This is a genomic window from Mariniflexile soesokkakense, from assembly GCF_039650365.1.
GTDB classification, from domain to species: domain Bacteria; phylum Bacteroidota; class Bacteroidia; order Flavobacteriales; family Flavobacteriaceae; genus Mariniflexile; species Mariniflexile soesokkakense.
The window spans coordinates 198,375-222,520 of record NZ_JAZHYP010000001.1; the positions used below are offsets into that span (position 1 = coordinate 198,375).

Here is a 24,146-nt window from a genome sequence, read left to right on the forward strand (position 1 = left end):
TAAAAAACTTCCATAGCATATTAAAATATATATGGGAGTTTTTTTTTAGAATAATTAAATTATTTTCTATTACAACTCAAACTATATCTATATAAAATTAGCCTACCACTTAAAGAATAAAATTACCAACTCATGAAAATAGAACAAAATCATATACAAGACGTTAACAGTAAAGATTTAAAATCGCATCAAGACCATTTTGATTTTTTATCAAATAGTTTAACAAAAAAAGGTGCTAATGTTAGCGCCATCATAAAAAAATTACAAGACTTTCAAGTGGCCATTCCAAGTTGGGCATTAGGTGCAGGTGGTACACGTTTTGGACGCTTTTCGTTTTTTGGTGAACCTTCAAGTTTAGAGCAAAAAATTGAAGATGTTGGTGTTTTACACGCTTTAACTCAAACTGCTGGTGCGGTATCATTACATATTCCTTGGGACATTCCTCAAGATTACAACGCAATTAAAGAATTAGCAAGTGGTTTAGATATTAAATTTGATGCCGTAAACTCAAACACCTTTCAAGACCAAAAAAATGCGAATGAAAGCTATAAATACGGTTCTTTAAGTAACACCAGTGAAGCTGTAAGGCAACAAGCCATTCAGCATAACTTAGATGTTATTAATATAGGGAATAAACTAGGATCAAAAGCATTAACCGTTTGGTTGGCAGATGGGTCTTGTTTTCCTGGTCAAAACAACTTTCAAACTGCTTTTCAAAACACTCAAGATAGTTTAAAAGACATCTACAAAGGGGTACCAGATGATTGGAAATTATTAATAGAATACAAACCATACGAGCCAAATTTTTATAGTACGGTTATTCAAGATTGGGGTGCTTCATTAATGCTTGCAAATGAATGTGGTAAAAAAGCATATACCTTGGTAGATTTAGGTCACCACCTTCCAAATAGTAACATAGAACAAATTGTTTCTATTTTACAATTAAAAGGTAAATTAGGTGGTTTCCACTTTAATGATAGTAAATATGGTGATGATGATTTAACCGTTGGAAGCATCAAGCCTTATGCCCTATTCTTAATTTTTAATGAATTGGTTTACGGGATGGAAAACAACCCACAGAACCCAGATTTAGCGTGGATGATTGATGCTAGCCACAACGTAAAAGATCCGTTAGAAGATTTAATACAATCCCTTGAAGCCATTCAAGAAGCCTATGCTAAAGCACTTTTAGTAGATCAAAATCTATTAAAAGCAGCACAACTTGATAATGACGTTGTAAAATGCCAAGAAATTTTACAAGATGCCTACAGAACTGACGTGCGTCCGCTATTAGCAAAAGCGCGATTAGAAAGAGGCGGTGCGTTAAGTCCAATTCAAGCATACCGCTCATTAGACGTTAGAAACTCATTAATTAAAGAAAGAGGGAAAAATACCGTAGCAACAGGTTTATAATAGTTTCGCATGATAGACGTAACAGCTGTATTTGATATTGGGAAAACCAATAAAAAATTCTTTCTTTTTGATAAAAATTATAAGGAAGTTTATAAGGAATACATACACTTTGATGAAATTGAAGATGAAGATGGTTTTCCTACCGAAAACTTACCAGCCCTTCAAACTTGGTTGAAAAGTGTATTTGAAAATATTCTTGAAGCATCTGAATATAATGTTAAAGCCATAAACTTTTCAACCTATGGCGCTAGTTTTGTGCATTTAGATGAAAACGGCGAAGTACTTACGCCGCTTTACAATTACACAAAACCTATTGACAAGAATATAATAGATGGATTTTTAGAAAAATACGGCCCAAAAGAGGAGTTCTTAAAAACAACCGGCTGTTTCGATTTAAGTTTATTAAACTCGGGTTTACAACTCTACTGGCTAAAATACAGCAAACCAGAAGTTTTCAAAAAAATCAAATATTCTTTACACTTACCACAGTATCTCAGTTACGTTTTTACGGGCATCCCGCTAAGTGAATATACCAGTATTGGTTGCCATACAGCGCTTTGGGATTACACTAAAAAAGACTACCACGAATGGGTTTATAAAGAAGAGCTAAATAATATTCTACCCAAAATTGTCTCTACTGAAACGAGTATTAACATGAACTATAATGGAAAACGCATTAAAATTGGTGTAGGTATTCACGATAGTTCGTCTGCATTATTACCTTATGTAAGAAGTGTAAAGAAAAAATTTGTACTAGTTTCTACGGGTACTTGGAGCATCACTTTAAATCCTTTTACAGACCATCCTATTATTGAAGATACGCACGATAAAGATTCTATAAATTACATGCGAATCAATGGAAAACCTGTAAAAGCAACCCGTTTGTTTTTGGGGAACGAATATAAAATTCAGGTTAGAAAATTAGATAAACATTTTGGTGTTGCTGAAGATTACCACCGCCATGTAAAATTTGATTATGAAACATATTCTGAAATTATGAAAGATTTCAAGCATATGTTTAAGTGGGAAAGTTTAATGGATAGCAAGATGCCTTCGGAAACTAAAATATCCTATACCAAGTTTGAGGATGCTTACCACCAATTAATGACAGAATTGGTGTTACTTCAAATAAAAAGCATAAAAGAAGTTATTGGTGGCGACTCTATAAAAAGACTGTACATAGATGGTGGTTTTAGCGATAACGATCTTTTCGTAAAGTTACTATCACATCATTTCAGAAATATGAAATTAAGAACTACAGATTCTTCGTTGGGCTCTGCCTTGGGAGCTGCCATTTCAATTTCAGATACAGAATTGAATTCTAAATTCCTTAAAAAGAACTATTCATTAAAAAAACACGTGCCTTTTATTATAAAATAATTTTACTTTATATCATACTAACTAAATACTACAAAAACCAATGAGCCAAATTAGCACAGAAGCCGAAGAAATAGAAATTATTGCAGGAGGCGAGTTTGAAAGAACGCCTGTACCCCAATCAAAATTAAAAAGTTGGAAAAGCTTTTTAGGTATGTATGCCGGAGAGCATGCAGCAGGAACGGAGTTTGTTATTGGCCCCCTATTTTTAACTACAGGAGTTAGTGCTTTCGACTTAATAATAGGTCTTCTTTTAGGTAATTTATTAGCTGTTCTAAGTTGGCGTTTTTTAACAGCCGAAATTGCAGTTAAAAACAGATTAACGCTGTATTATCAACTAGAAAAAATATGTGGAAAAAATTTGGTTACTGGCTATAATCTAGCCAATGGTATTTTATTCTGTTTTTTAGCTGGTTCTATGATTACCGTTTCAGCTACTGCAGTGGGAATTCCGTTTAACATGCCCATGCCCAAACTAACTGACACTATGCCCAATGGTATTACTTGGATTGTAATTGTACTTGCCATTGGCGCTGTAATATCTTTAATTGCGGCACGTGGATACGATACGGTTTCTAAAGCAGCGAACTGGATGTCTCCCGTTATTGTAATTGGCTTTTTAGTTTGTGGTATTGTTGCTTTAAATCAATTGGGTGTTGCTAGCTTTTCAGATTTTTGGAATATTTGGGGTGAAGGTTCAGAACCTTTACCTGGCCAAATAAAATATACTTTTTGGCATGTTGTTATTTGGTCATGGTTTGCCAATGCCGCTATGCATATTGGTATGTCCGATTTATCAGTATTCCGTTTTGCTAAAAAAGCAAGCTCAGGATGGACAACCGCTGCTGGTATGTACGTTGGTCACTATATGGCGTGGATAGCTGCTTGTTTGCTTTATGCCGTATACTTAAAATCACCTGAAGCATTAACCTTTTTATCAAATGGAGAGGCGCCTTCGGTAGCTCCAGGTCCCATGGCCTATAATGCCATTGGCGTCTTTGGTATTTTGGTTGTAGTTTTAGCAGGTTGGACAACCGCTAACCCAACCATTTACAGAGCAGGCTTAGCATTTCAAGCTATTATGCCAAAAATTTCTACGTTTTGGGTAACCATTATAGCTGGGACTATAGCCACCATAGCGGGTTTATTTCCTGCTTTCGCCATGAAATTATTAGACTTTGTGGCTTTTTATGGTTTCATATTAGCACCTGTTGGAGCGGTTATTGTTTTTGAACATTTCTTTTCTCAAAAATATGGCGTTATTAAAAATTATGCAGAACATGCCAATATAAAGTTCAATAAGTCGGTACTACTGGCATGGGCCATTAGTTTTGGTATCTTTTATTCTTTATCGCTAAAGTTTGATATTTTCTTATCCTTTGTAACCTTACCAACTTGGTTACTATGCGGTGTGTTGTTTCTTGTTTTTAGTAAACAATTTCAAAAAAAATAATAGAAAACAGATTATATCTAAATTAAAATATGAATCCGTAAACATTACTGTTTACGGATTTTTATTTTTCAAACAATACAGTAAAAAACAACAATACATATATCCTTTTAATTAATAGATTTAACAAGCACTTAGTATATTTGCATTACTCTAATCAACTAAAAAGAAGACATTGTATACTATAAAAAGGACTTTAAACAATTCAAACCAGTTAGAATATATTGAAATAGAAAACTCAAATAAATCATGTTATGCAAAAATTTGTGTCAATCTGGGTGCAAGTTTGCAGGAATTAAAACTTGATGGTAAAACTATTATAGAAGATTTATCTCCCTTAACATACAATAACACTTACGCATCGTCTATATTATTTCCGTTTGCCAATAGAATAAAAGATGGTAAATATACTTTTAATGGTAAAGCATTTCAATTTGATATTAATGAAACAGGAAATAATAATGCCCTACATGGTTTGGTTTTTGATAAAACATTTCAGATTGTTAATCAAAAAGAAACAGAAGATTCGGTTTCTATTACATTCGAGTATGTTGAAAACAAAGAATCGAGAGGTTTTCCATACACCTACTCTATTCAACTTGAATATATCATAAAAAAAGATTCGCTAGATGTTAGTATATCGGTTAAAAATACCGATTCCAAAGCATTTCCTTTTACGCTTGGTTGGCACCCTTATTTTAGTAGTAGTGACTTATATAACAGCACCCTAAATTTTGATAGCAACAAACAACTTGTTTTTGATGAGCGTTGTATAACTACAGGTGTTGTTGATGTTGAAAGTGAATCAAATTTTGAGATTAAAGACAAAAATTTAGATGATTGTTTTATTTTAAATACAAATCAAACACAATTTAACACGCCAGATTATAAGCTTTTAATAAGTGCTTCTTCCAAAGATAACTTTTTACAAATTTATACGCCACCAAAAGCAAACACCATTGCTATAGAACCAACCACTGGTGTGTCTGATAGTTTTAACAACAAAATGGGTTTACAGATTTTAAAACCTAACGAAACATATCAACTAAATTGGAATGTTAAATTGATATAATTACTTTAACCCGTTCGGGGTAATTAATGAAAATCAGTTTTTATTTGAAACTCATAAGCTAATTAGAATTTAAATGTCAGTCTGAGCTTGTCGAAGACTTTATAAAAAAACATTTCGACAAGCTCAATGTGACAATTAGTATAAAAAATTGAGTTTTTAGAATAATTACACCCAACGGTTACTTTATTAAAGTATAATGATTAAAAGTAAGATGATAATAATAGCACCCGATGAAATATAAAGTCCATTTCCTGAGGCTCTAACATCTTTCTTAATTTTTCGTACTTCTTTACGCAGTTCCTTTCTTTCAGAAGAACTTAAAGTCGATTTGTCCATAGCTTTAATTTCTTCCAAACGATTCAACATGACTTTAACTTCTGCTGGAATTTCTGTTGGTGCCGGCGCCGTTGTATTTATTGTTGCTTTTTCTGCAGCCATAATAGTGTTTGGAAATGCTACTAATGATAGCATCATTAACAACAAAATAAATGATTTTTTCATAATACCCTGATTTTAAGATTATTTAATATTGTAAAGATACATGATATTAAACTTGAGGAGTTATAACATTTTTAAGACATGTTATATAATTCAAACTTTAAACAAATTTTTACAGAATTATTAAACATGAATATTTATCTTTCATATTCTTTTATCATGAAAATTTATAATAACATGCAAACTTTTGAAACTACCCTTGTAGTTACCCAAAACGATTTAGACGAACTTAACCATGTTAATAACATAAGGTATGTAGAATGGGTACAAGATATTGCCAAAGCCCATTGGTTGAAAAATGCGTCTTCAAAAATTATAAAAGACTATCATTGGGTAATGCTGTCTCATTATATAGAGTACAAAAGTTCAGCTTTATTGAACGATGTTATTAAACTTAAAACCTATGTTATAAATTCTGAAGGTGTTACAACGACTCGCATTGTAGAAATATATAACGACGCCGATAAATTACTGGCAAAATCTGAAACCACATGGTGTCTTATAAGTAGTAAAACAAAACGTCCTTCTCGAATTACGCCCGAAATAATCAATTTATTTAGCTAAATAAGGAAGCGACATACTATACTATCAAAACAAAAGTTATATTTTTACCCAAATTGATTTTTTTTATGAAACGCAGTTTTTACTTTCTTTTTACCATAGTTTTTTTAATGCTTTGGAGCTCTTGCAGAAACGATTTTGACTTTTCTCCAAATACGGGAACCCTACAATTTTCAAAAGATACCGTATATCTAGATACCGTATTTACCAATATAGGTTCGAGTACTTACAATTTAAAAGTTTACAATAGAAGTAATAACGATATTTTGATTCCTTCCATAAGACTCGCTTTAGGGAACACCTCAAACTATCGCTTAAATGTAGACGGTATGGCAGGAAAAACGTTTGAAAACATTCAAATATTAGCAAAAGACAGCTTGTTTATTTTTGTTGAAACTACCATCGATATAAATAATTTTTCCAATCCTGATGGCAAATTTTTATACACAGACCAAATTGAGTTTGATGCTGGGGCTAACCTTCAAAAAGTAGAGTTAGTTACCTTAGTACAAGATGCCGTTTTTATTTATCCCGATAGAGATAACACAACTAAAGTTATTGAAACCCTTAGTTTAGACATAAATGGCGATAAAGTAGAAACTGATATTCAAGGACGTGAATTACTACAAAGTGAGCTCACTTTTACAAACGAAAAACCTTATGTTATTTATGGGTTTGCTGCTGTGCCCAACGGAGAAACCTTAACTATAAATGCTGGTGCACGCGTACATTTTCATGAAAATTCTGGACTGTTAATTTCTGAAGGTGCTACATTAAAAGTAAACGGAACTGCTAGTAGCGATCAAAAACTTTTAGAAAATGAAGTTATTTTTGAAAGCGACCGATTAGAACCCGATTTTGCCAACGTTCCAGGGCAATGGGGCACCATTTGGTTGTTTGATGGCAGTATAAACAACAGCATAAATTACGCCACCATAAAAAATGCCTCCATAGGTATTTTATGTGATGGTAACCCCAATGTACCAACCGAGAAACTAAAAATCACCAATTCGCAAATTTACAATTCCAGTAGCTTTGGTTTAATAGGTAGAAATACCTCTATTACAGGCGAAAATGTGGTGATAAACAACAGTGGACAATCATCCTTCGCTGGTACTTTTGGTGGAAAATATAATTTCACACACTGTACTATTGCCAATTATTGGAATGGTTCCAGACCATTACCTTCTGTATTATTAAATAATTTTATTACTGATGAAGAAGACAACGCCATTGTAACCAGTTTAACCCAAGCCAATTTTAATAGCTGCATTATTTACGGAAACGATAACCCTGAAATTATTTTAGATGAAATTGAAGATGATGCTGTGGTTTTCAACTTTAAGTTTACCAATTGCTTGATTCGTTTTGATAATAGAAATACAACTTTAACTGGACCAAACTACGATTTAAACGATACCAACCACTACGAAGGCAACATTTTTAACAAAGACCCTAATTTTAAAAATGCTAACGAGAACATGTTGATTATTGGTGAAGATTCGGCGGCTATAAACAAAGGGCTTTCTACGTTTGCAAACCAAGTACCGTTCGATATTTTAAATGTTAATAGAACTGCGACTCCCGATTTAGGGGCTTATCAGCATATTGTTTTTCCTGTGGAAGATTGATCATAGATAGTTGAAAAAGCTTACATGAAACTTTATGTTTTCTTACTTTTTATATAAGAAGAACTAATTATATTTACAGTATAACAGTAACAAAAATGAGAAACCTCTATCTGACAATTATTCTTTTGAGCTTTATAAGTTGTGATGCTCAAAGCAAGAAAACCTTATCTGAATACTCCTGTGAATGTATAAATAAAATATCAACAAAATTGAGCCAAGAAAATCTTATATCTGAAATACAAAAATGTGTTAACGAGGGGTATAAAATTCATAAAGATGAAGTCCAAGAAATCACGAAAGAATTTAATGAAAAAAATCCAAATTCAGACATAACTTCTACCCAAAATAACATAAGAAAAGTATTAATTAACAAGCTGGTTAAAGAATGTCCAAAATATTCAGAAATCACATCAGATTTAATTTCCCAGCAAAGATCAATCTCTAAAAATATTATTAAAACAATATCGGATGAAATTTGTGTGGAAATAAATAAATTGGAAGAAACAAAATTATCAGATGAAATTGTAGACCCAATATTTATAAAAGTCGCTATGAAATACGGTAGAGAAATTAACAATGAATACAACCTATCGGACAGAGAACAAATGAGAAAATACAGTTATGATTTATCCTATAAATTAATGGCAGATTGTGAAAAATATAGGGTTTTTGGGGTTCAAAAACGGAAATGACTTATGCTAACATGCGAATAAACTAATAAAGTAATCTAAAAATTAAACCTTTCTTTTGTTACCAATAATTTTATTGGACGCTGTTGCACTTGTCTTGATCTATAAAATCTTGATAAACTTAATAGATTTTTACTTCATTTATCCCATAAAATGACATTTGCTGGTAAGCGCGTTAGGGATTGAAGTGGAAAGCCCACAGCGAGGTACGAGCGAGGACTTGCAACGTAAAGTCCGACCCTTGTGGTAACACCAAAAAAAAAAAATCCCGCTTGTTGCAGGATTTTGAATTTTATAGAAAGACCTCACAGGTTTTAAAAACCTGTGAGGTCTTGTTTTTTTTTATGTTCTTACACAAATAATGGACGTCCTGCCATCATTGCGTTTACTTTTTCTTTAACTGCTTCTAAAACCGCTTCGTTTTCGTGGTTATTGATTACTTCATCAATCAACTCTACTATTTCAAGCATATCGGCTTCTTTTAAACCTCTGGTTGTTACTGCAGCAGTACCAACACGAATACCAGACGTTACAAAAGGCGAACGGGTATCAAATGGTACCATGTTTTTGTTTACAGTAATATCTGCTTTTACCAACGCATTTTCGGCATCCTTACCAGATATGTTTTTGTTACGTAAATCAATTAGCATACAGTGGTTATCGGTACCATCAGAAATAATATTATACCCCTTTTCAACCAACGCTTTTGCTACAGTAGCTGCATTTGCTTTTACTTGCAATTGGTAATGTAAAAAATCATCGGTTAACGCTTCACCAAACGCAATTGCTTTAGCTGCAATGATATGCTCTAATGGACCACCTTGGTTTCCTGGGAATACCGCAGAATCTAATAAAGAAGACATTTTACGTAAACTACCATCTTTTAAGGTAATTCCAAATGGGTTATCAAAATCTTGTCCCATCATAATCATTCCACCTCTTGGACCTCTTAAAGTTTTGTGAGTTGTAGTAGTTACAATGTGGCAATGTGGCATGGGGTCGTTTAAAATACCTTTAGCTATTAAACCCGCAGGATGCGAAATATCTGCCATTAAAATAGCTCCAACGCTATCTGCAATCACTCTAAAACGTTTAAAATCGATATCGCGAGAATATGCAGATGCACCAGCAATGATTAATTTTGGTTGTTCTTTAGTGGCAATTTCCTGAATTTTATCATAGTTTAAAACGCCTGTTTCTTGTTCTACACCATAAAATACAGGATTGTATAATTTACCAGAAAAATTTACTGGAGAACCATGTGTTAAATGCCCACCGTGCGATAAATCAAATCCTAAAATTTTATCTCCCGGTGTTAAGCATGCATGATAAACCGCTGTATTTGCCTGACTTCCAGAGTGTGGTTGCACGTTAACGTATGCAGCACCAAACAAGGCTTTTGCTCTATCAATAGCTATTTGTTCCACTTCATCAACTACCTCACAACCACCGTAGTAGCGTTTTCCTGGATAGCCTTCAGCATATTTATTGGTTAATACAGAGCCTGCAGCTTCCATTACTTGTGGGCTTACAAAATTCTCTGATGCAATAAGTTCTATACCATGTAATTGGCGTTCTTTTTCAGCTTCAATTAGTTCAAAAATTTGTTCGTCGCGTTGCATAAAATTAATTTCTTGTTAAATATTCGGCAAAAGTAACAAATAGATTAGTTAAATTCATCAAAAAACATATATTTACTTCTAAGTTTTTAACGGATTTATTAACGGTTAAGAGAAACCTATTTTTTATACATTTTATTCTATTAAAATGAAAAAAATGTGTACGTTTGAATATAATTCAATAAATATTAAACTTTAAAGTTATGCCATTATCAGCTAACAATCCAGATAGAAAATCGTGGTTACACGTCGATAAAAATTCAGATTTTCCTATACAGAATATTCCGTTCGGGGTATTTTTAACACGTGATGATATCATTACAATTGGCACCAGAATTGGCGATACTGCCATCGATTTGGGTGCGTTACACCAATTAGGGTATTTTGAAGGGATTCCTTTAACCGATGATATTTTTCTTCAAGACACCCTGAATGATTTTATTGCCGATGGCAGAAAAACATGGCGTGCTGTTAGAAACCGTATTGCTCAAATTTTTGATAGCAACAATAAAACACTAAAAGAAAACAAACAGCATAAAGAAATTGTATTGTTTCGTTTAGATGAAATTGAAATGCAATTACCCGTACAGATTGGTGATTATACCGATTTTTACTCAAGTATTGAGCACGCAACCAATGTAGGTTCTATGTTTAGAGACCCTGAAAATGCGTTGTTACCAAACTGGTTGCATATTCCTGTAGCGTACCATGGTAGAAGCTCTTCTATTATCCCATCTGGAATCCCAGTTCACAGACCACAAGGACAAATGCTGCCAAATGGTGCCGAAGTACCTGTATTCGGACCAAGTAAATTAGTGGATTTTGAGTTAGAAATGGCTTTTATTACTACTGTTGCAAACGATTTGGGCGAACCTATCCCTATAGAAGAAGCCGAAGAATACATTTTTGGTTTGGTATTATTAAATGATTGGAGTGCCCGCGATATTCAAAAATGGGAATATGTACCACTAGGACCATTTTTAGCTAAAAACTTTGCTTCGTCCATTTCACCATGGATTGTAACATTGGATGCCTTAGAACCGTATCGTGTCGAGAGTCCAAAACCTCTTAAGCCGCAATTGGAATACCTTCAATATAAAGGCAAAAAAAGTTACGATATTAATTTAGAAGTAGCCATACGCCCAAGCGGAGCTAAAGAAACGATTGTTAGCAAATCTAATTTTAAGCATATGTATTGGAATATGTCGCAACAACTGGCACACCATACTATAAACGGATGTCCTGTAAATTCTGGCGATATGATGGGAAGTGGTACTATTTCTGGACCTACACCCGATTCATATGGTTCGATGTTAGAACTGTCTTGGAAAGGTGAAAAACCAATTAAAATGAAAGATGGTAGCGAGCGTACTTTTATCAATGATAACGATACCGTTATTATGCGTGGTTTCTGCGAAAAAGATGGAACTCGCATTGGTTTTGGTGAAGTTTCTACCAAATTATTGCCTGTTTTTAAACGTAAATAAACTGATTTCATTTATTGCGAGGAACAAAGCTATCTTTTAAATCAAACCAATAATTTAATACACAACTAGTAGCTAACAGGTTATTTAAGTAGTACTCCCTCGTAATGATGTAAAATTTGAAGTATTAATCCTATAATAATTGTAAAAACAAATCATTTTAACGGATTAATTAGCATTTTATCTATTGTTTTAGTATTTTGGCACCCTTATTGAAATACCACCCAAATAAACCAAACATAGAGACCATGATTAGAACATTACTTTCTACATTACTAATCGCATGCATCGTATCATGCAGCACCAGTAAACAAATTGAAAAATCGTTAAGTGCGGGTAACTACGACCAAGCCATTTACAACGCCATTGGTAAATTACGTACCAACAAGGACAAAAAAGGAAAAGCCGATTTTATTGCTATGCTTCAAGAAGCTTACCATAAAGCTAATGAACGTGATTTAACCGATATTAACTTCCTTAAAAAGGATAATAATCCAGAAAATTACCTGCGTATATACGATATGTATGTAGGTTTAAACAAGCGTCAAGAACTTATAAAACCCTTATTGCCACTTGCTATTAATGGCAAAACGGTTAAGTTTAATTTAACAGATTATTCTAGCGACATCATTAAGTTTAAAAACGATGCCTCGTTACAAATCTATAATAATGCTTTGGCACTTCTAAAATCCAATAACAAATTGGAAGCGCGACAAGCATTTACCATGTTTCAAGATATTGAAGATATTAACCCGAATTACAGAGATGTGCGCAACCTTTTGGAGGTAAGCCACAACAAAGGCATTGATTTTGTATTGGTTGATATGGTGAACGATACCCGAAAAACCATTCCAACGCGTTTGGAAGACGATTTATTAAACTTTAGCACCTACGGACTTAACAATTTATGGACCGTTTACCATAACAACCCTGTAGATAAAACGAATTACGACTACAATATGCGAGTTAATTTAAGGGAAATAAACCTTTCTCCCGAACAAATTAAGGAACGCCAAATTATTAAAGAAAAACAAGTTGCCGATGGTAAACAAAATTTGCTAGACTCTAAAGGAAATGTGGTTAAAGACAGTCTTGGTAAAACCATACAGGTTGATAAAATGATAACCGTACGTTGTGAATACTACGAAAGCACCCAATTTAAATCGGCACAAGTAGCGGGTAATGTGGAATATATCGATTTGAAAAACAAACAATTGGTAGATGCGTTTCCTGTAAGCAGTGAGTTTGTATTCCAACATATTTTTGCAACATCACGTGGTGATAGACGTGCTTTAGAAACTACATTACTACCTTTTTTAAACAACCAACGTGTGCCCTTCCCTAATGAAGAACAAATGATTTACGACACCGGTGAAGATTTAAAACTACAACTCAAAAAGATTATAAATTCTTATAACCCGACGAGATAGACAGAAATATCTAAAACATTATTATTGTCCGTTCGAGCGCAGTCGAGAACTTGGAGTTTCTAACATATTATTAGGTCTCGACTGCGCTCGACCTGACAAAGTCGCAAAGTAAAAATAATTATAACTTCTTTTACATTTAAAATTTTTTAGTTCCAAAACAACAATTATATTTGTAACCAATGTGTAAGGTTTAATAACTTGGTTATGAATGAGTATCTATCACTTGCTGAAGCAGCTGAAATTGTTGGAAAAAGTAAAGAAACACTTAGGCGTTGGGATAACGAAGGTATTCTAAAAGCTGTTAGAGAACCCGTTTCTAATTATCGTGTTTATAGAAAAGATGACGTCCAAACACTATTAGGAAATCTTTTTGATGAAAAATTTGAAGATATGGCTTCAAATTTTGAAGAACCTTTACAAAACTATTCTGTATTAGAGCTATTCGCTGGGGCAGGTGGTTTAGCAATTGGAATGGAAAAAGCAGGTTTAAAATGTGCTGCTTTGAATGAGATTGACAAATGGGCTTGCCAAACACTTAGAAAAAACAGACCTCATTGGAATGTTTTAGAAGGTGATATTAAAAATTTTGATTTCTCGGAATACAGACATAATATAGACGTTGTTACTGGAGGTTTTCCTTGTCAGGCATTTAGTTATGCAGGAAAAAAATTAGGATTAAATGATGCCCGAGGTACATTGTTTTATGAATTTGCAAGAGTTGTTCAAGAAGTAAACCCTCCAATTTGTATAGGTGAAAATGTTCGTGGATTATTGAGCCATGAGAAAGGGAAAACATTGGAAGGTATGATATCGATTTTGGATGAAATTGGATATAATGTAGTTCCTGTAAAAGTTTTAAAAGCCATACATTACAAAGTGCCTCAAAAAAGAGAACGCCTAATTTTGGTAGGCATTAGAAAAGATATTGATATTAAATACGAATACCCAACAGCTCATCCAAAAATTTACACCCTAAAAGATGCTTTAAAGAAAGGCTCTTTGTTTGAAAGCAATGTACCAAAATCGGAAGGAGCAAAATACCCTAAATACAAAAAGGACATACTTGATTTAGTACCTCAAAAAGGCTATTGGAGAGACCTCCCTTTAGACATTCAAAAAGAATATATGGGTGGGAGTTTTTATTTAGGTGGAGGAAAAACAGGAATGGCTCGTAGAATTGGTTGGGACGAACCTTGTTTAACACTTACTTGTAGTCCTGCTCAAAAACAGACAGAAAGATGCCACCCAGATGAAACGCGTCCGTTTACGGTAAGAGAATATGCAAGAATTCAAACATTTTCTGATGATTGGGAGTTTTCTGGCTCTATAGCACAACAATACAAACAAATTGGAAACGCCGTTCCTGTAAATTTGGGGCAAGAAATTGGTTATTCAATAATAAAATTCATGAATCAGTTGGTTCAAGCTAAAAGTCGAAAAGTGGCGAATTTCTAATATCTTCTGCTAAAGCATTGCATCCAATATTCATTAAATCTTTCGTGTCAATTGTATCAATACTTTCGTGCAGTTTTTTAACTAAGCCATTATAAAAATTAGGATATCCAGTAACTCTATACCAAAATTCAGTACCTATTATTACAGGATGTATCTTATCGATAACTTTATAATGCATACTTAATTCATCAGCTTCACCATAAAGCACACCAACTAAAAAGTCTGTATTACTAATTCCTTCAAAAGCTTTATTAGTTCGAGCCAAATTAATTGTATTTGTAAACTTTCTAATTAGAGGCTTTACATCTTCAGAATTTATAGTATTTGGTCCCGATTTTAATTGACACCATTTCTTTCTATTATCAATTTTATCAATAAACTCAATATCCATTCCTTTTATTAAAGAGCCATTTGCAATTCCCAATTCAACAAACATATTTTGTATTCTTGTTCCAAACGACGTATTTATTGAAGTACCCAAAACTCTTGGATAAAATAAAGCTTTAGCAACACCTTCTGGAGTGTAATTATTATCCAAAACTTTAGAAAGATATTTAACTACAATTGGATTTATATTGTAGGATTTTAATTTTGAATGTGTTTTTAAAGAAGCCTCAATGTGATTTTTAAATATGAATGTTTCAAAGTAAACAACAATATGACTAGTAAGTTCTTGTTCGGTCATAGGCTTTAGATAAGTTCTAATTTTAAACTATTCAAATTTAATGTATTTTATAATTCAAATAAATAAAACTTACAGATAAACTTTACAAATGAAGACGCTTAAGTCATTAAAAAGGCACGTCGCAAGTAACCGTAAGCTCCTCTTTAGTTATAGGATGCGTAAACGTAATACTTTCCGCATGTAAATGAAGTCGGTTGGCTTTCGTGCCATATAAATCATCACCCACAATAGGCGTTTTTAAGCCTTCGCTATGCGCAGCATGTACACGCAATTGGTGGGTGCGCCCCGTAATGGGGTAAAAATAGACACGGGTTTTTCCGTTTTCAATAGCAATAACTTGGTAGTTGGTGGTTGCTGGTTTTCCGTGGGTATCGCATACCAATTGCTGTGGGCGGTTATCTAAATCGACTCGCAATGGTAAGTTTATAGCGCCCTCGGTGTTGGGTAATACACCATCTAATAAGGCAACATACCGCTTTTTTATAGTACGCTCAATAAACTGTTTTTGCAAATGTTTGTAAACCCGATTGCTTTTGGCCACCAACAACAAACCCGAAGTGGACATATCTAATCGGTGCAGCAATAACGGTCCAGTAGCATTGGGTAAGTATGCTTTCATTCTACTTAATACCGACTCGAAGATGTTTTTTCCGGGTACCGATAAAAATTCGTGGGGTTTGTTTATTAAAAGTAAATGGTCATCCTCATAAACAATATCCAATTCTTGATTGAAAATAATTTGGGTTTCAATAGGGTTATCGTCCACATTCAAACCTTGCATCATGTGTCCTAAAATGGGTTCGCATTTGCTGCGACACGATGGATAAAACTGTTGGTGTTTCCGTACTTCCGATTTTGGTGATGCGCCCCACCAAAACTCTGCCATACAAATGGGTTTCAAGTTGTTTTCGTAGGCATATTGAAACAGCTTGGGTGCAGCACATTCCCCGGAACCCGCAGGTGGTATGGGTGAATTGGTGTCTTTAAAAATAGCGAGTAGATCTTTGGTATCTCTTTCAGCATTTAAAAATTGGTACTGCTCATGAATGCGTTTTTGTAACGACGCTGACAAGGTAGCTCGTTTGTTTTTTAAGTCTTGAATGGGTTGAACTAAAGCGTTTAAACTCACTTCCAGTTCTTGAATACGTTGTTCCCAATCAACTTTTAAATGCTTTAAACGTATTTGAAAACCAATACTTTGCTGGTTTAAAGTTTCTATAAATTCCGCATAAGCTTCAGCAGAGACACTCAATTTTGCAGCTTCACGTTGTTGGTCTCTATGTTGTTTCTCCGCTTTGATTTTGGCTTTAAGCTCTTTTAGTTTTTCCGCGAAAGCGATTTTACTATTTATAAGGTTTTTTTGAGCTGTTTTAAATTCTGGAGCTTCTTCTAAAATTTCAATCTGTTCATTGATAGCATTTAATCGCATCTCGCCTTTTTTATAAAAGCCTGCTTCGTTTAAAGTGTTGTAAATGGTGGGCACAAAGCCATTAACATCATTACTATCTGCCAGTTTACCTGAGAACGCTGCTAAATATCCCAATTCACCTTTTGCGGTTTTCACAACCATAACCCCAAACATTTTCCCTATTACTAAATCTGTTCGATTGGGGTTTAATCCGAAATTATGATTAAAATCTGTTTGGGTTTCCAAATACATTTGCAGTTGCTTTGCTGCAAAAATTGCCAACGGATGCGGCTCATAATAAAACGGAAAAGTGAATTTTTCGGGTGAACAAATTCCCAACGTATTTTCCAAAGGATGAAAAAACGAATTACCAAAATCAGACATACTTACCAGAAGAAATGTGTTTTAAATGTGCTGTTGGCAAATTGTAAATATAAACATAGGTTTTAATATGTTCGCTTTCGTTTAAATAAGCATCAATTAGTGTTCGTGTGTATTCGTTAGAATGCTCTAGGTCATCTCCAATACCTTCATAATCGTCCAACACCTGAAAGGTTTTTTTAGGATTTTTAATTTTGAATATGTGCCCATACACTTTATCATCGGGATGATTGCTTAAAACAGCACCTGGATACCACGAAATTTCATAGAGGTTTCCTTGAAAGTAACCTGAACCAACAAACTCAGAATTTTGCTCTAAAAACTTAGACATATAACTGTCAAAATCTTTTAATAGTGTGCCGTAAACTAATAGATACTCTGATGCCATTAATGTGAAATCGTTTAAAGAAACCTACCTAAGTCTAAACTATTAATACCTCCATGGCTTTCATAGGCTTCAACCTCCCCGTTTTTTATAACCAATAGCTGTGGCGATTCGTGTATTACCTGAAAATTGCTAGCTATTTTGTTTGAAATGTCGCGGTAATTCAACAAATCTAAATAATATAAATCGAGATCGTTTTCGTTAAGACGGTAATCTAACTCAAACTGTTTTATAACCATACGGCTAATACCACAACGGGTAGAATGTTTAAAAACAACCTGTGTTTTGGTACTGGATTTGGTTTCTATATCCTGTAATTGTTCCAATTCGTTTAACGGAATCCAAGGCAGTGTTTTGGTTTCCTTTTCTTCAGTAGAACCACTAAATAATTTGTTAAATAATCCCATAATTTGTATTTTAAGATAAGTAAGTCGAAATCGTTTTTAAATCTTACAAACTGACTAAAAGTCACTAAAAATCAGCAGACAACCGACATTTTGTCTCTAAAATCGTGCTGGTAAGATTATTGACTTACACTGAGTGTAAAAGTAAAATAATAAAAATAGATTCCTCTTTGGAATACATAAAAAACATAGATATGAACTTAAATAATTATACCATAAAATCGCAAGAAGCCATACAGCAAGCACAGCAATTGGCTCAAGGTTTTGGACATCAACAAATTGAAAACGAGCACCTTTTTAAAGGAATTTTTGAAGTGGATGAAAACGTACTACCATTCATTCTAAAAAAATTGAATGTGAACATCAATATACTAGAACAGGCTTTAGACAAACAATTAGAAAGTTTCTCTAAAGTAACTGGTAGTGAACTCATGCTATCTCGCGAAGCCGGAAAAACACTTAACGAAGCTGCTATCATTGCAAAAAAAATGAAGGATGATTATGTTTCGGTAGAACATTTAATCATTGCTGTTTTTAAATCGAATAGCAAGATAGCACAGATGCTAAAAGATCAGGGTGTTACAGAAAAAACACTTACTGCCAGCATCAATGAACTACGCAAGGGCGAAAACGTGACATCTCAAAGTCAGGAAGAAACCTACAACGCACTTAATAAATATGCAAAAAATTTAAACCAACTTGCTAAAGATGGAAAATTAGACCCCGTTATTGGTCGTGATGAAGAAATTAGAAGAATTCTTCAAATTCTTTCACGCAGAACCAAGAACAACCCCATTTTAGTTGGTGAACCCGGTACTGGTAAAACCGCTATTGCCGAAGGTTTGGCACACAGAATTATAGATGGCGACATACCTGAAAACTTAAAAGACAAACAAATTTTCGCTCTAGATATGGGCGCCCTAATTGCTGGTGCCAAATACAAAGGTGAATTTGAAGAGCGTTTAAAAGCTGTTATTAAGGAGGTAACTACCAGCGAAGGTGATATTGTATTGTTTATTGACGAAATACACACACTTGTAGGCGCTGGTGGCGGACAAGGTGCCATGGACGCTGCAAACATATTAAAACCAGCTCTAGCGAGAGGCGAACTGCGCGCTATTGGAGCAACAACTTTGGATGAGTATCAAAAATATTTTGAGAAGGACAAGGCTTTGGAACGTCGTTTTCAAAAAGTAATGGTAGATGAACCCGATACTGAAAGTGCCATTTCGATACTTCGTGGTATTAAAGAAAAATACGAAACTCACCATAAGGTGCGTATTAAAGATGAAGCTATTATTGGCGCAGTAGAATTATCACAACGCTACATAACAAACCGTTTTTTACCAGATAAAGCTATTGACCTAATGGATGAGTCCGCTTCTAAATTGCGTATGGAAATCAATTCCAAACCCGAAGAATTGGATGTTTTAGATAGAAAAATAATGCAATTAGAAATTGAAATTGAAGCCATAAAACGTGAAAAGGACGAAAGCAAATTAAAAACACTTCGTTCTGATTTAGCAAATATTAAAGAACAACGCAACGAACTAAACGCGAAGTGGAAAAGCGAAAAAGAGGTGGTTGAGAATATCCAAAACACCAAACAAGCTATTGAAAATTTCAAACTAGAAGCTGAAAAGGCTGAACGCGATGGTGACTATGGTAAAGTAGCCGAATTACGTTATGGGAAAATAAAAGAAGCTCAAGCAGAACTGGAAACCCTCCAAAAGCAATTACATGCACAATCGGAACACTCGTTAATAAAAGAAGAGGTTACTTATGATGATATTGCTGAAGTAGTTGCAAAATGGACTGGAATCCCCGTTACTAAAATGCTTCAAAGTGAACGTGAAAAATTATTAAAATTGGAAGACGAACTACACAAACGAGTGGTAGGACAAGAAGAAGCTATTGAAGCAGTTAGCGATGCGGTACGTAGAAGTCGCGCAGGATTACAAAACCCTAAAAAACCCATTGGAACGTTTTTATTTCTAGGAACAACCGGTGTTGGTAAAACCGAATTAGCCAAAGCTTTAGCAGAATACCTGTTTGATGATGAAAATGCTATGACCCGTATTGATATGAGCGAATACCAAGAACGTCATGCCATTAGCAGATTGGTAGGCGCGCCTCCTGGATACATTGGTTATGATGAAGGCGGACAATTAACCGAAGCCGTAAGACGCAAACCGTATTCTGTGGTATTACTAGATGAAATTGAAAAAGCACATCCCGATACCTTTAATATTTTATTACAAGTTTTGGATGAAGGCCATTTAACAGATAACAAAGGACGTGTTGCAGACTTTAAAAACACCATTATCATTATGACCTCCAATATAGGGAGCCAGATTATACTTGAACGCTTTGAAGCCACAAAAGATATTGATTCGGCCATTGAAGCAGCCAAAATTGAAGTACTAGGATTACTGAAACAAAGTGTGCGACCCGAGTTTTTAAACAGAATTGACGACACCATCATGTTTACACCTTTAACAAAAAACAATATAACAGCCATAGTTAGGCTACAATTAAAAGGTATTACAAAAATGATTGGGCAACAAGGCATTACGTTTGACGCCACACAAGAAGCTATTGAATATCTGACAGAAAAAGGATATAATCCAGAATACGGTGCACGACCCGTAAAACGCGTGATTCAAAAAGACGTTTTAAATGCACTTAGTAAAGAAATTTTAGCAGGTAAAGTAACAACGGACAGTATCATACTTTTAGATGCTTTTGATGATAAATTGGTATTTAGAAACCAAAGTGATTTGGTGACTGAAAACATTTAAATACAGATAAACTATTGTAACAAAACAATTTAAAACAGTCTTATAGTTGGTTGGTTAATAAAAGCAACATGATTCTTTTAGGAGATGATTGTTGCTTTTCATTTTCTCCACTTGTAAACAAAACTTAATTGTTTTATAATATTTTGATTCTAAATAAGTTAACAAGACAGTTAATAATAAATCTTTTAAAATCGATGAACTGCAAATTAATATCGGTGAAATTACCTAATTTAGCATTATTGTAAGTCCCCAAAACATTACAAAAACTTAACAGTAATTCTGTTTATAATAAGAATTAAACCCTAAATACCTACTTATAGCAATGGATATATCCAAACATATTGACTACACACTATTAAAATCGACTACGACAGAACGCGAAATTATAGAGCTTTGCAACGAAGCCTTACACAGTAATTTTTATGCGGTTTGCATCAACACTGCCTATGTGGCTTTAGCAAAACAACTGTTAGACAAAACAGACGTTAAAATATGTACGGTTATTGGATTTCCATTAGGCGCCATGTCTACGGCAGCCAAAGTTTTTGAAGCAAAAAAAGCTATTGAAGATGGTGCAGATGAAATAGAGATGGTTATGAATTTAGGGTATCTTAAAAGCAAAAACCATGTTTTGGTCTTAAAAGATATTCTTGATGTAAAACTTGCCATTGGAAGAACGCCTTTAAAAGTAATATTGGAAATTTCAGAATTAAACAAAAACGAAGTGATAAAAGCATGCGAAATTTGTTTAGACGCTAAAGCGAATTATATTAAAACATCCACGGGTTTTTCTAAAAGGGATGCTACGTATACCGCCATAAAAATCATAAAAAAAACCATTAGAGATGCCGCTAAAATTGTGGCTTATGGTGATATTGAAGATTTTGAAACCGCCATTAAATACCTAGAAGCTGGAGCCGATTGCATTGGCACTTCTACCAATATAACCTCAGGAAATAGAACTTTACAAAACAAAAACGCCAAAACTTATAAAAAATATTTAGATATTAATCAAAAAGGAGCGATTGGCATAAAACAAACTATTAACGATTGATTCGTGCAAACCTAATTCAATTTAAAATTTATTAAACCGCCTGTAAATTTTTGCGCCAATATACTAATCGCCGATTCTTTAAGTTGAAGCACTCTAGGATAACCACCCGTAGTTTGACAATCGCGCATTAAAATAATCAGTTTGCCAGACGGGGTTAATTGAACCGTTCCTGGTAATACTACCGAGGTGATGATAGGTTCTAAATTATTTTCTAAAGGTTCTGAAAGTTGATACGCCATGCGGTTATTATCTTTTGAAATAGTAAATTCATTTTTAAGCAAAAAATCTTGCTGATTCTTCGGTAATAATTCAAACTCAGGACCTTTAAAAACATCGATGCTTTTAGCTGAAAAATATTCGTTTTTAACTTTAACCAAAGCATTTTTAGAATCTGCAAATAAATTGTTTACAGGAATTACTAATTCATCATTTTTAGAAATATTAAATCGCCCTGTTACACCTTTATACATGCTTCTGCTGCCCATTACTACTTCAGTTTCAAAACCGCCTAAAACAGCTAAATAACATCTAAATCCTTTGCTAAGCTTACCAAATGACAACACATCTTCCGCATTTACTTTTATACTTTTATTAAGCTGAATAGGATTATTGTTTAGTTCAGGAGACATGTCTGCACCTGTAATGCAAATACAGGTCTCGCATTTAAATAGAAGTTTAGCTCCTGTCATCGTCATTTCAATAACGGCATCATATTCGTTATTCCCTAAAATATGGTTAGCCAAAGCAGCAGAATATGCATCCATTACACCTGAATAAGGCACACCGTACTGCTGAAAACCCATACGCCCTAAATCTTGAACACTTGAATACAGACCTGGATTCAAGACCTTAACCATATAGCACCTCGCTTTCTATTTGGTACATACCCGCCTCAACTAAAGCCTTAATCCCCTTATACCCTTTTAAAGTAATTGGCTCAAAAACAATACGATCTCCAGGTTTAGCAAAACAAGGCTGTTCTAAATTAGGGTTAAAAAACGCAATAGGCGAATTACCAATAATATTCCAACCGCCAGGACTGGACATAGGATACACCCCTGTTTGATTACCGCCAATAGCGACCGCACCCTTTTCAATTTGCAAGCGTGGAGTCGATTTTCTAGACATATAAAGCGCCTCATCTAAACCGCCCAAATACAAAAACCCAGGTAAAAATCCAATAAAATAAACCGTATAAACAGCTTGTGTATGCCGTTTAATTATAGCTTCTTTTGAAAGTTTCTTTTCTACGGAAATCACTTCTAAATCTATTCCAAAAACAGCATCATAACATACAGGTATTTTCCATAAAACTGACAGCCTGTCATCATTCAATTTTACTGATTTATATGTGTTCTTAAGCCAATTGATCTCATTTTCAAAATTCCTACAAATTAAATTATAACTAATTAATAAAGAGTTATATGCAGTCTTTAATTCAACAATAGATTTAATTTTATTTTCTTCTATAACCGATTTAAATGCAATAATATCTTTTAAAATTGTTTCATCTATTAGAGCTGGCCATTCTACTAAAACAGAACGCTCACCAAACGGTTTATATGTAAGAATGAAAGCCATTAAATTTATAATATTTTAACACCTTTCACTTCTAAATTCACGTGTAGTTTTTTAAGTAATTCCTCCGCATGAAGCGTATCTCCATGTACGCAAAAAGTTTCAGCTTTTATAACTACTTCTGCACCGGTAATGGTTTTTACTTTTCTTTTTTCAATCATATGAAATACATGTTCAAACATCGTTTCATAATTATCAATTAGCGCATTTTTTTCGGTACGCGACACTAATGTTAAATCGTCATTATAATTTCTATCGGCAAAAACTTCGTAAATAACAGGAATATTATTTTGAAGCGCTAAAGTTTCAATAACCGATTTATAAGGCACATAAAGTTTAACTGGTAAAGCCATACTTTTCATTACTTCAATAATGGTGGCAGCAATTTTAGTATCTGTAATCGCCATATTATACAATGCCCCATGGGGCTTTACATGGTGAAGCAACGCCTTTTCTTCATCCAAAATAGCTATTAAATCATTTATTTGTTCTTTAATTGAAGTATATAGCGCCACACAAGGCATATCCATAGGTTTTCTGCCAAAATTTTCAATATCTGGAAATGAGGGGTGTGCGCCAATTTTTACACGGTGCTGCTTTGCTAATTTAACCACTTTACGCATGGTTTTAGCGTTGCCTGCATGTCCGCCACAAGCTATATTGCAGGACGAAACATATGGCATAAATAACGATTCGTTACCAATACCTTCACCTACATCTACATTTATATCAATACTCTGACTCTGGGTTTGCACAAGCGATTGTTTTATA

Annotated in this window: 21 protein-coding genes; 12 read left to right on the forward strand and 9 right to left on the reverse strand. The window is 34.0% G+C overall.

Annotated features, from left to right (window positions below):
• The first annotated feature begins 132 nt into the window (after window positions 1-132).
• From VP395_RS00810 to VP395_RS00825, 4 genes are all read left to right on the forward strand, one after another.
• Window positions 133-1,413, forward strand: coding sequence for a sugar isomerase (locus tag VP395_RS00810; protein WP_346239798.1), 1,281 nt, complete (start codon window positions 133-135; stop codon window positions 1,411-1,413).
• A gap of 9 nt (window positions 1,414-1,422) precedes the next feature.
• Window positions 1,423-2,793: an FGGY-family carbohydrate kinase gene (locus tag VP395_RS00815; protein WP_346239799.1), complete on the forward strand. Its 1,371-nt coding sequence runs from the start codon at window positions 1,423-1,425 to the stop codon at window positions 2,791-2,793.
• A gap of 40 nt (window positions 2,794-2,833) precedes the next feature.
• On the forward strand, window positions 2,834-4,243 hold the full coding sequence (locus tag VP395_RS00820; protein ID WP_346239800.1) for a purine-cytosine permease family protein: 1,410 nt from the start codon (window positions 2,834-2,836) through the stop codon (window positions 4,241-4,243).
• A gap of 172 nt (window positions 4,244-4,415) precedes the next feature.
• Entirely contained in the window at window positions 4,416-5,312 is an 897-nt protein-coding gene (locus tag VP395_RS00825; protein WP_346239801.1) for an aldose 1-epimerase, read from the forward strand.
• A gap of 186 nt (window positions 5,313-5,498) precedes the next feature.
• Here VP395_RS00825 and VP395_RS00830 read toward each other — a convergent pair whose 3' ends face one another.
• A complete protein-coding gene (locus VP395_RS00830) occupies window positions 5,499-5,813 on the reverse strand; it encodes a hypothetical protein (protein ID WP_346239802.1) in 315 nt (104 codons plus the stop codon).
• A 156-nt stretch (window positions 5,814-5,969) separates the two neighbouring features.
• Here VP395_RS00830 and VP395_RS00835 point away from each other — a divergent pair, with 156 nt between their 5' ends.
• The 3 genes from VP395_RS00835 to VP395_RS00845 all read left to right on the forward strand — a co-directional run bounded on the left by VP395_RS00835 (window position 5,970) and on the right by VP395_RS00845 (window position 8,694).
• The gene (locus VP395_RS00835) at window positions 5,970-6,374 is read left to right on the forward strand and encodes an acyl-CoA thioesterase (RefSeq protein ID WP_346239803.1); all 405 of its coding nucleotides are present in this window, start codon (window positions 5,970-5,972) and stop codon (window positions 6,372-6,374) included.
• Window positions 6,375-6,439: 65 nt separating this feature from the next.
• Window positions 6,440-8,002 (forward strand): hypothetical protein, encoded by a 1,563-nt coding sequence (locus VP395_RS00840; RefSeq protein WP_346239804.1) that lies wholly within the window; start codon window positions 6,440-6,442, stop codon window positions 8,000-8,002.
• 95 nt (window positions 8,003-8,097) lie between these two features.
• Window positions 8,098-8,694 (forward strand): hypothetical protein, encoded by a 597-nt coding sequence (locus VP395_RS00845; protein WP_346239805.1) that lies wholly within the window; start codon window positions 8,098-8,100, stop codon window positions 8,692-8,694.
• A gap of 347 nt (window positions 8,695-9,041) precedes the next feature.
• On the opposite strand, the gene glyA is transcribed toward VP395_RS00845, so the two are convergent.
• Complete coding sequence (gene glyA / locus VP395_RS00850; RefSeq protein WP_346239806.1) at window positions 9,042-10,313, reverse strand: serine hydroxymethyltransferase; 1,272 nt, start codon at window positions 10,311-10,313, stop codon at window positions 9,042-9,044.
• Between the two features lie 200 nt (window positions 10,314-10,513).
• Here glyA and fahA point away from each other — a divergent pair, with 200 nt between their 5' ends.
• The 3 genes from fahA (at window position 10,514) to dcm (ending at window position 14,679) form a co-directional block, all read left to right on the forward strand.
• On the forward strand, window positions 10,514-11,797 hold the full coding sequence (fahA, locus tag VP395_RS00855) for a fumarylacetoacetase (RefSeq protein WP_346239807.1): 1,284 nt from the start codon (window positions 10,514-10,516) through the stop codon (window positions 11,795-11,797).
• A 245-nt stretch (window positions 11,798-12,042) separates the two neighbouring features.
• Window positions 12,043-13,224, forward strand: coding sequence for a hypothetical protein (locus VP395_RS00860; RefSeq protein WP_346239808.1), 1,182 nt, complete (start codon window positions 12,043-12,045; stop codon window positions 13,222-13,224).
• A gap of 204 nt (window positions 13,225-13,428) precedes the next feature.
• Window positions 13,429-14,679 (forward strand): DNA (cytosine-5-)-methyltransferase, encoded by a 1,251-nt coding sequence (gene dcm / locus VP395_RS00865; RefSeq protein WP_379883982.1) that lies wholly within the window; start codon window positions 13,429-13,431, stop codon window positions 14,677-14,679.
• On the opposite strand, the gene VP395_RS00870 is transcribed toward dcm, so the two are convergent.
• The 4 genes from VP395_RS00870 to ytxJ all read right to left on the reverse strand — a co-directional run bounded on the left by VP395_RS00870 (window position 14,651) and on the right by ytxJ (window position 17,945).
• Entirely contained in the window at window positions 14,651-15,364 is a 714-nt protein-coding gene (locus VP395_RS00870) for a PmeII family type II restriction endonuclease (protein ID WP_346239810.1), read from the reverse strand. The genes dcm and VP395_RS00870 overlap by 29 nt on opposite strands.
• A gap of 106 nt (window positions 15,365-15,470) precedes the next feature.
• A complete protein-coding gene (locus VP395_RS00875) occupies window positions 15,471-17,156 on the reverse strand; it encodes an RluA family pseudouridine synthase (protein WP_346239811.1) in 1,686 nt (561 codons plus the stop codon).
• A complete protein-coding gene (locus tag VP395_RS00880) occupies window positions 17,149-17,541 on the reverse strand; it encodes a gamma-glutamylcyclotransferase family protein (RefSeq protein ID WP_346239812.1) in 393 nt (130 codons plus the stop codon). The genes VP395_RS00875 and VP395_RS00880 overlap by 8 nt, the downstream gene beginning before the upstream one ends.
• 14 nt (window positions 17,542-17,555) lie before the next feature.
• Complete coding sequence (gene ytxJ / locus VP395_RS00885; RefSeq protein ID WP_346239813.1) at window positions 17,556-17,945, reverse strand: bacillithiol system redox-active protein YtxJ; 390 nt, start codon at window positions 17,943-17,945, stop codon at window positions 17,556-17,558.
• A gap of 191 nt (window positions 17,946-18,136) precedes the next feature.
• Between ytxJ and clpB the strand changes: the two genes are divergently transcribed.
• The gene (gene clpB / locus VP395_RS00890; protein WP_346239814.1) at window positions 18,137-20,743 is read left to right on the forward strand and encodes an ATP-dependent chaperone ClpB; all 2,607 of its coding nucleotides are present in this window, start codon (window positions 18,137-18,139) and stop codon (window positions 20,741-20,743) included.
• A gap of 322 nt (window positions 20,744-21,065) precedes the next feature.
• Entirely contained in the window at window positions 21,066-21,797 is a 732-nt protein-coding gene (deoC, locus tag VP395_RS00895; protein WP_346239816.1) for a deoxyribose-phosphate aldolase, read from the forward strand.
• A gap of 11 nt (window positions 21,798-21,808) precedes the next feature.
• Here deoC and VP395_RS00900 read toward each other — a convergent pair whose 3' ends face one another.
• Genes VP395_RS00900 through pxpA form a run of 3 tightly spaced genes read right to left on the reverse strand, consistent with a single transcriptional unit; the run spans window position 21,809 to window position 24,130 of the window.
• Window positions 21,809-22,654, reverse strand: coding sequence for a 5-oxoprolinase subunit C family protein (locus tag VP395_RS00900; protein ID WP_346239817.1), 846 nt, complete (start codon window positions 22,652-22,654; stop codon window positions 21,809-21,811).
• Window positions 22,647-23,378, reverse strand: a complete 732-nt coding sequence (gene pxpB / locus VP395_RS00905; protein WP_346239818.1) for a 5-oxoprolinase subunit PxpB — start codon at window positions 23,376-23,378, stop codon at window positions 22,647-22,649. The genes VP395_RS00900 and pxpB overlap by 8 nt, the downstream gene beginning before the upstream one ends.
• Window positions 23,379-23,383: 5 nt before the next feature.
• The gene (pxpA, locus tag VP395_RS00910; RefSeq protein ID WP_346239819.1) at window positions 23,384-24,130 is read right to left on the reverse strand and encodes a 5-oxoprolinase subunit PxpA; all 747 of its coding nucleotides are present in this window, start codon (window positions 24,128-24,130) and stop codon (window positions 23,384-23,386) included.
• Window positions 24,131-24,146 lie beyond the last annotated feature (16 nt).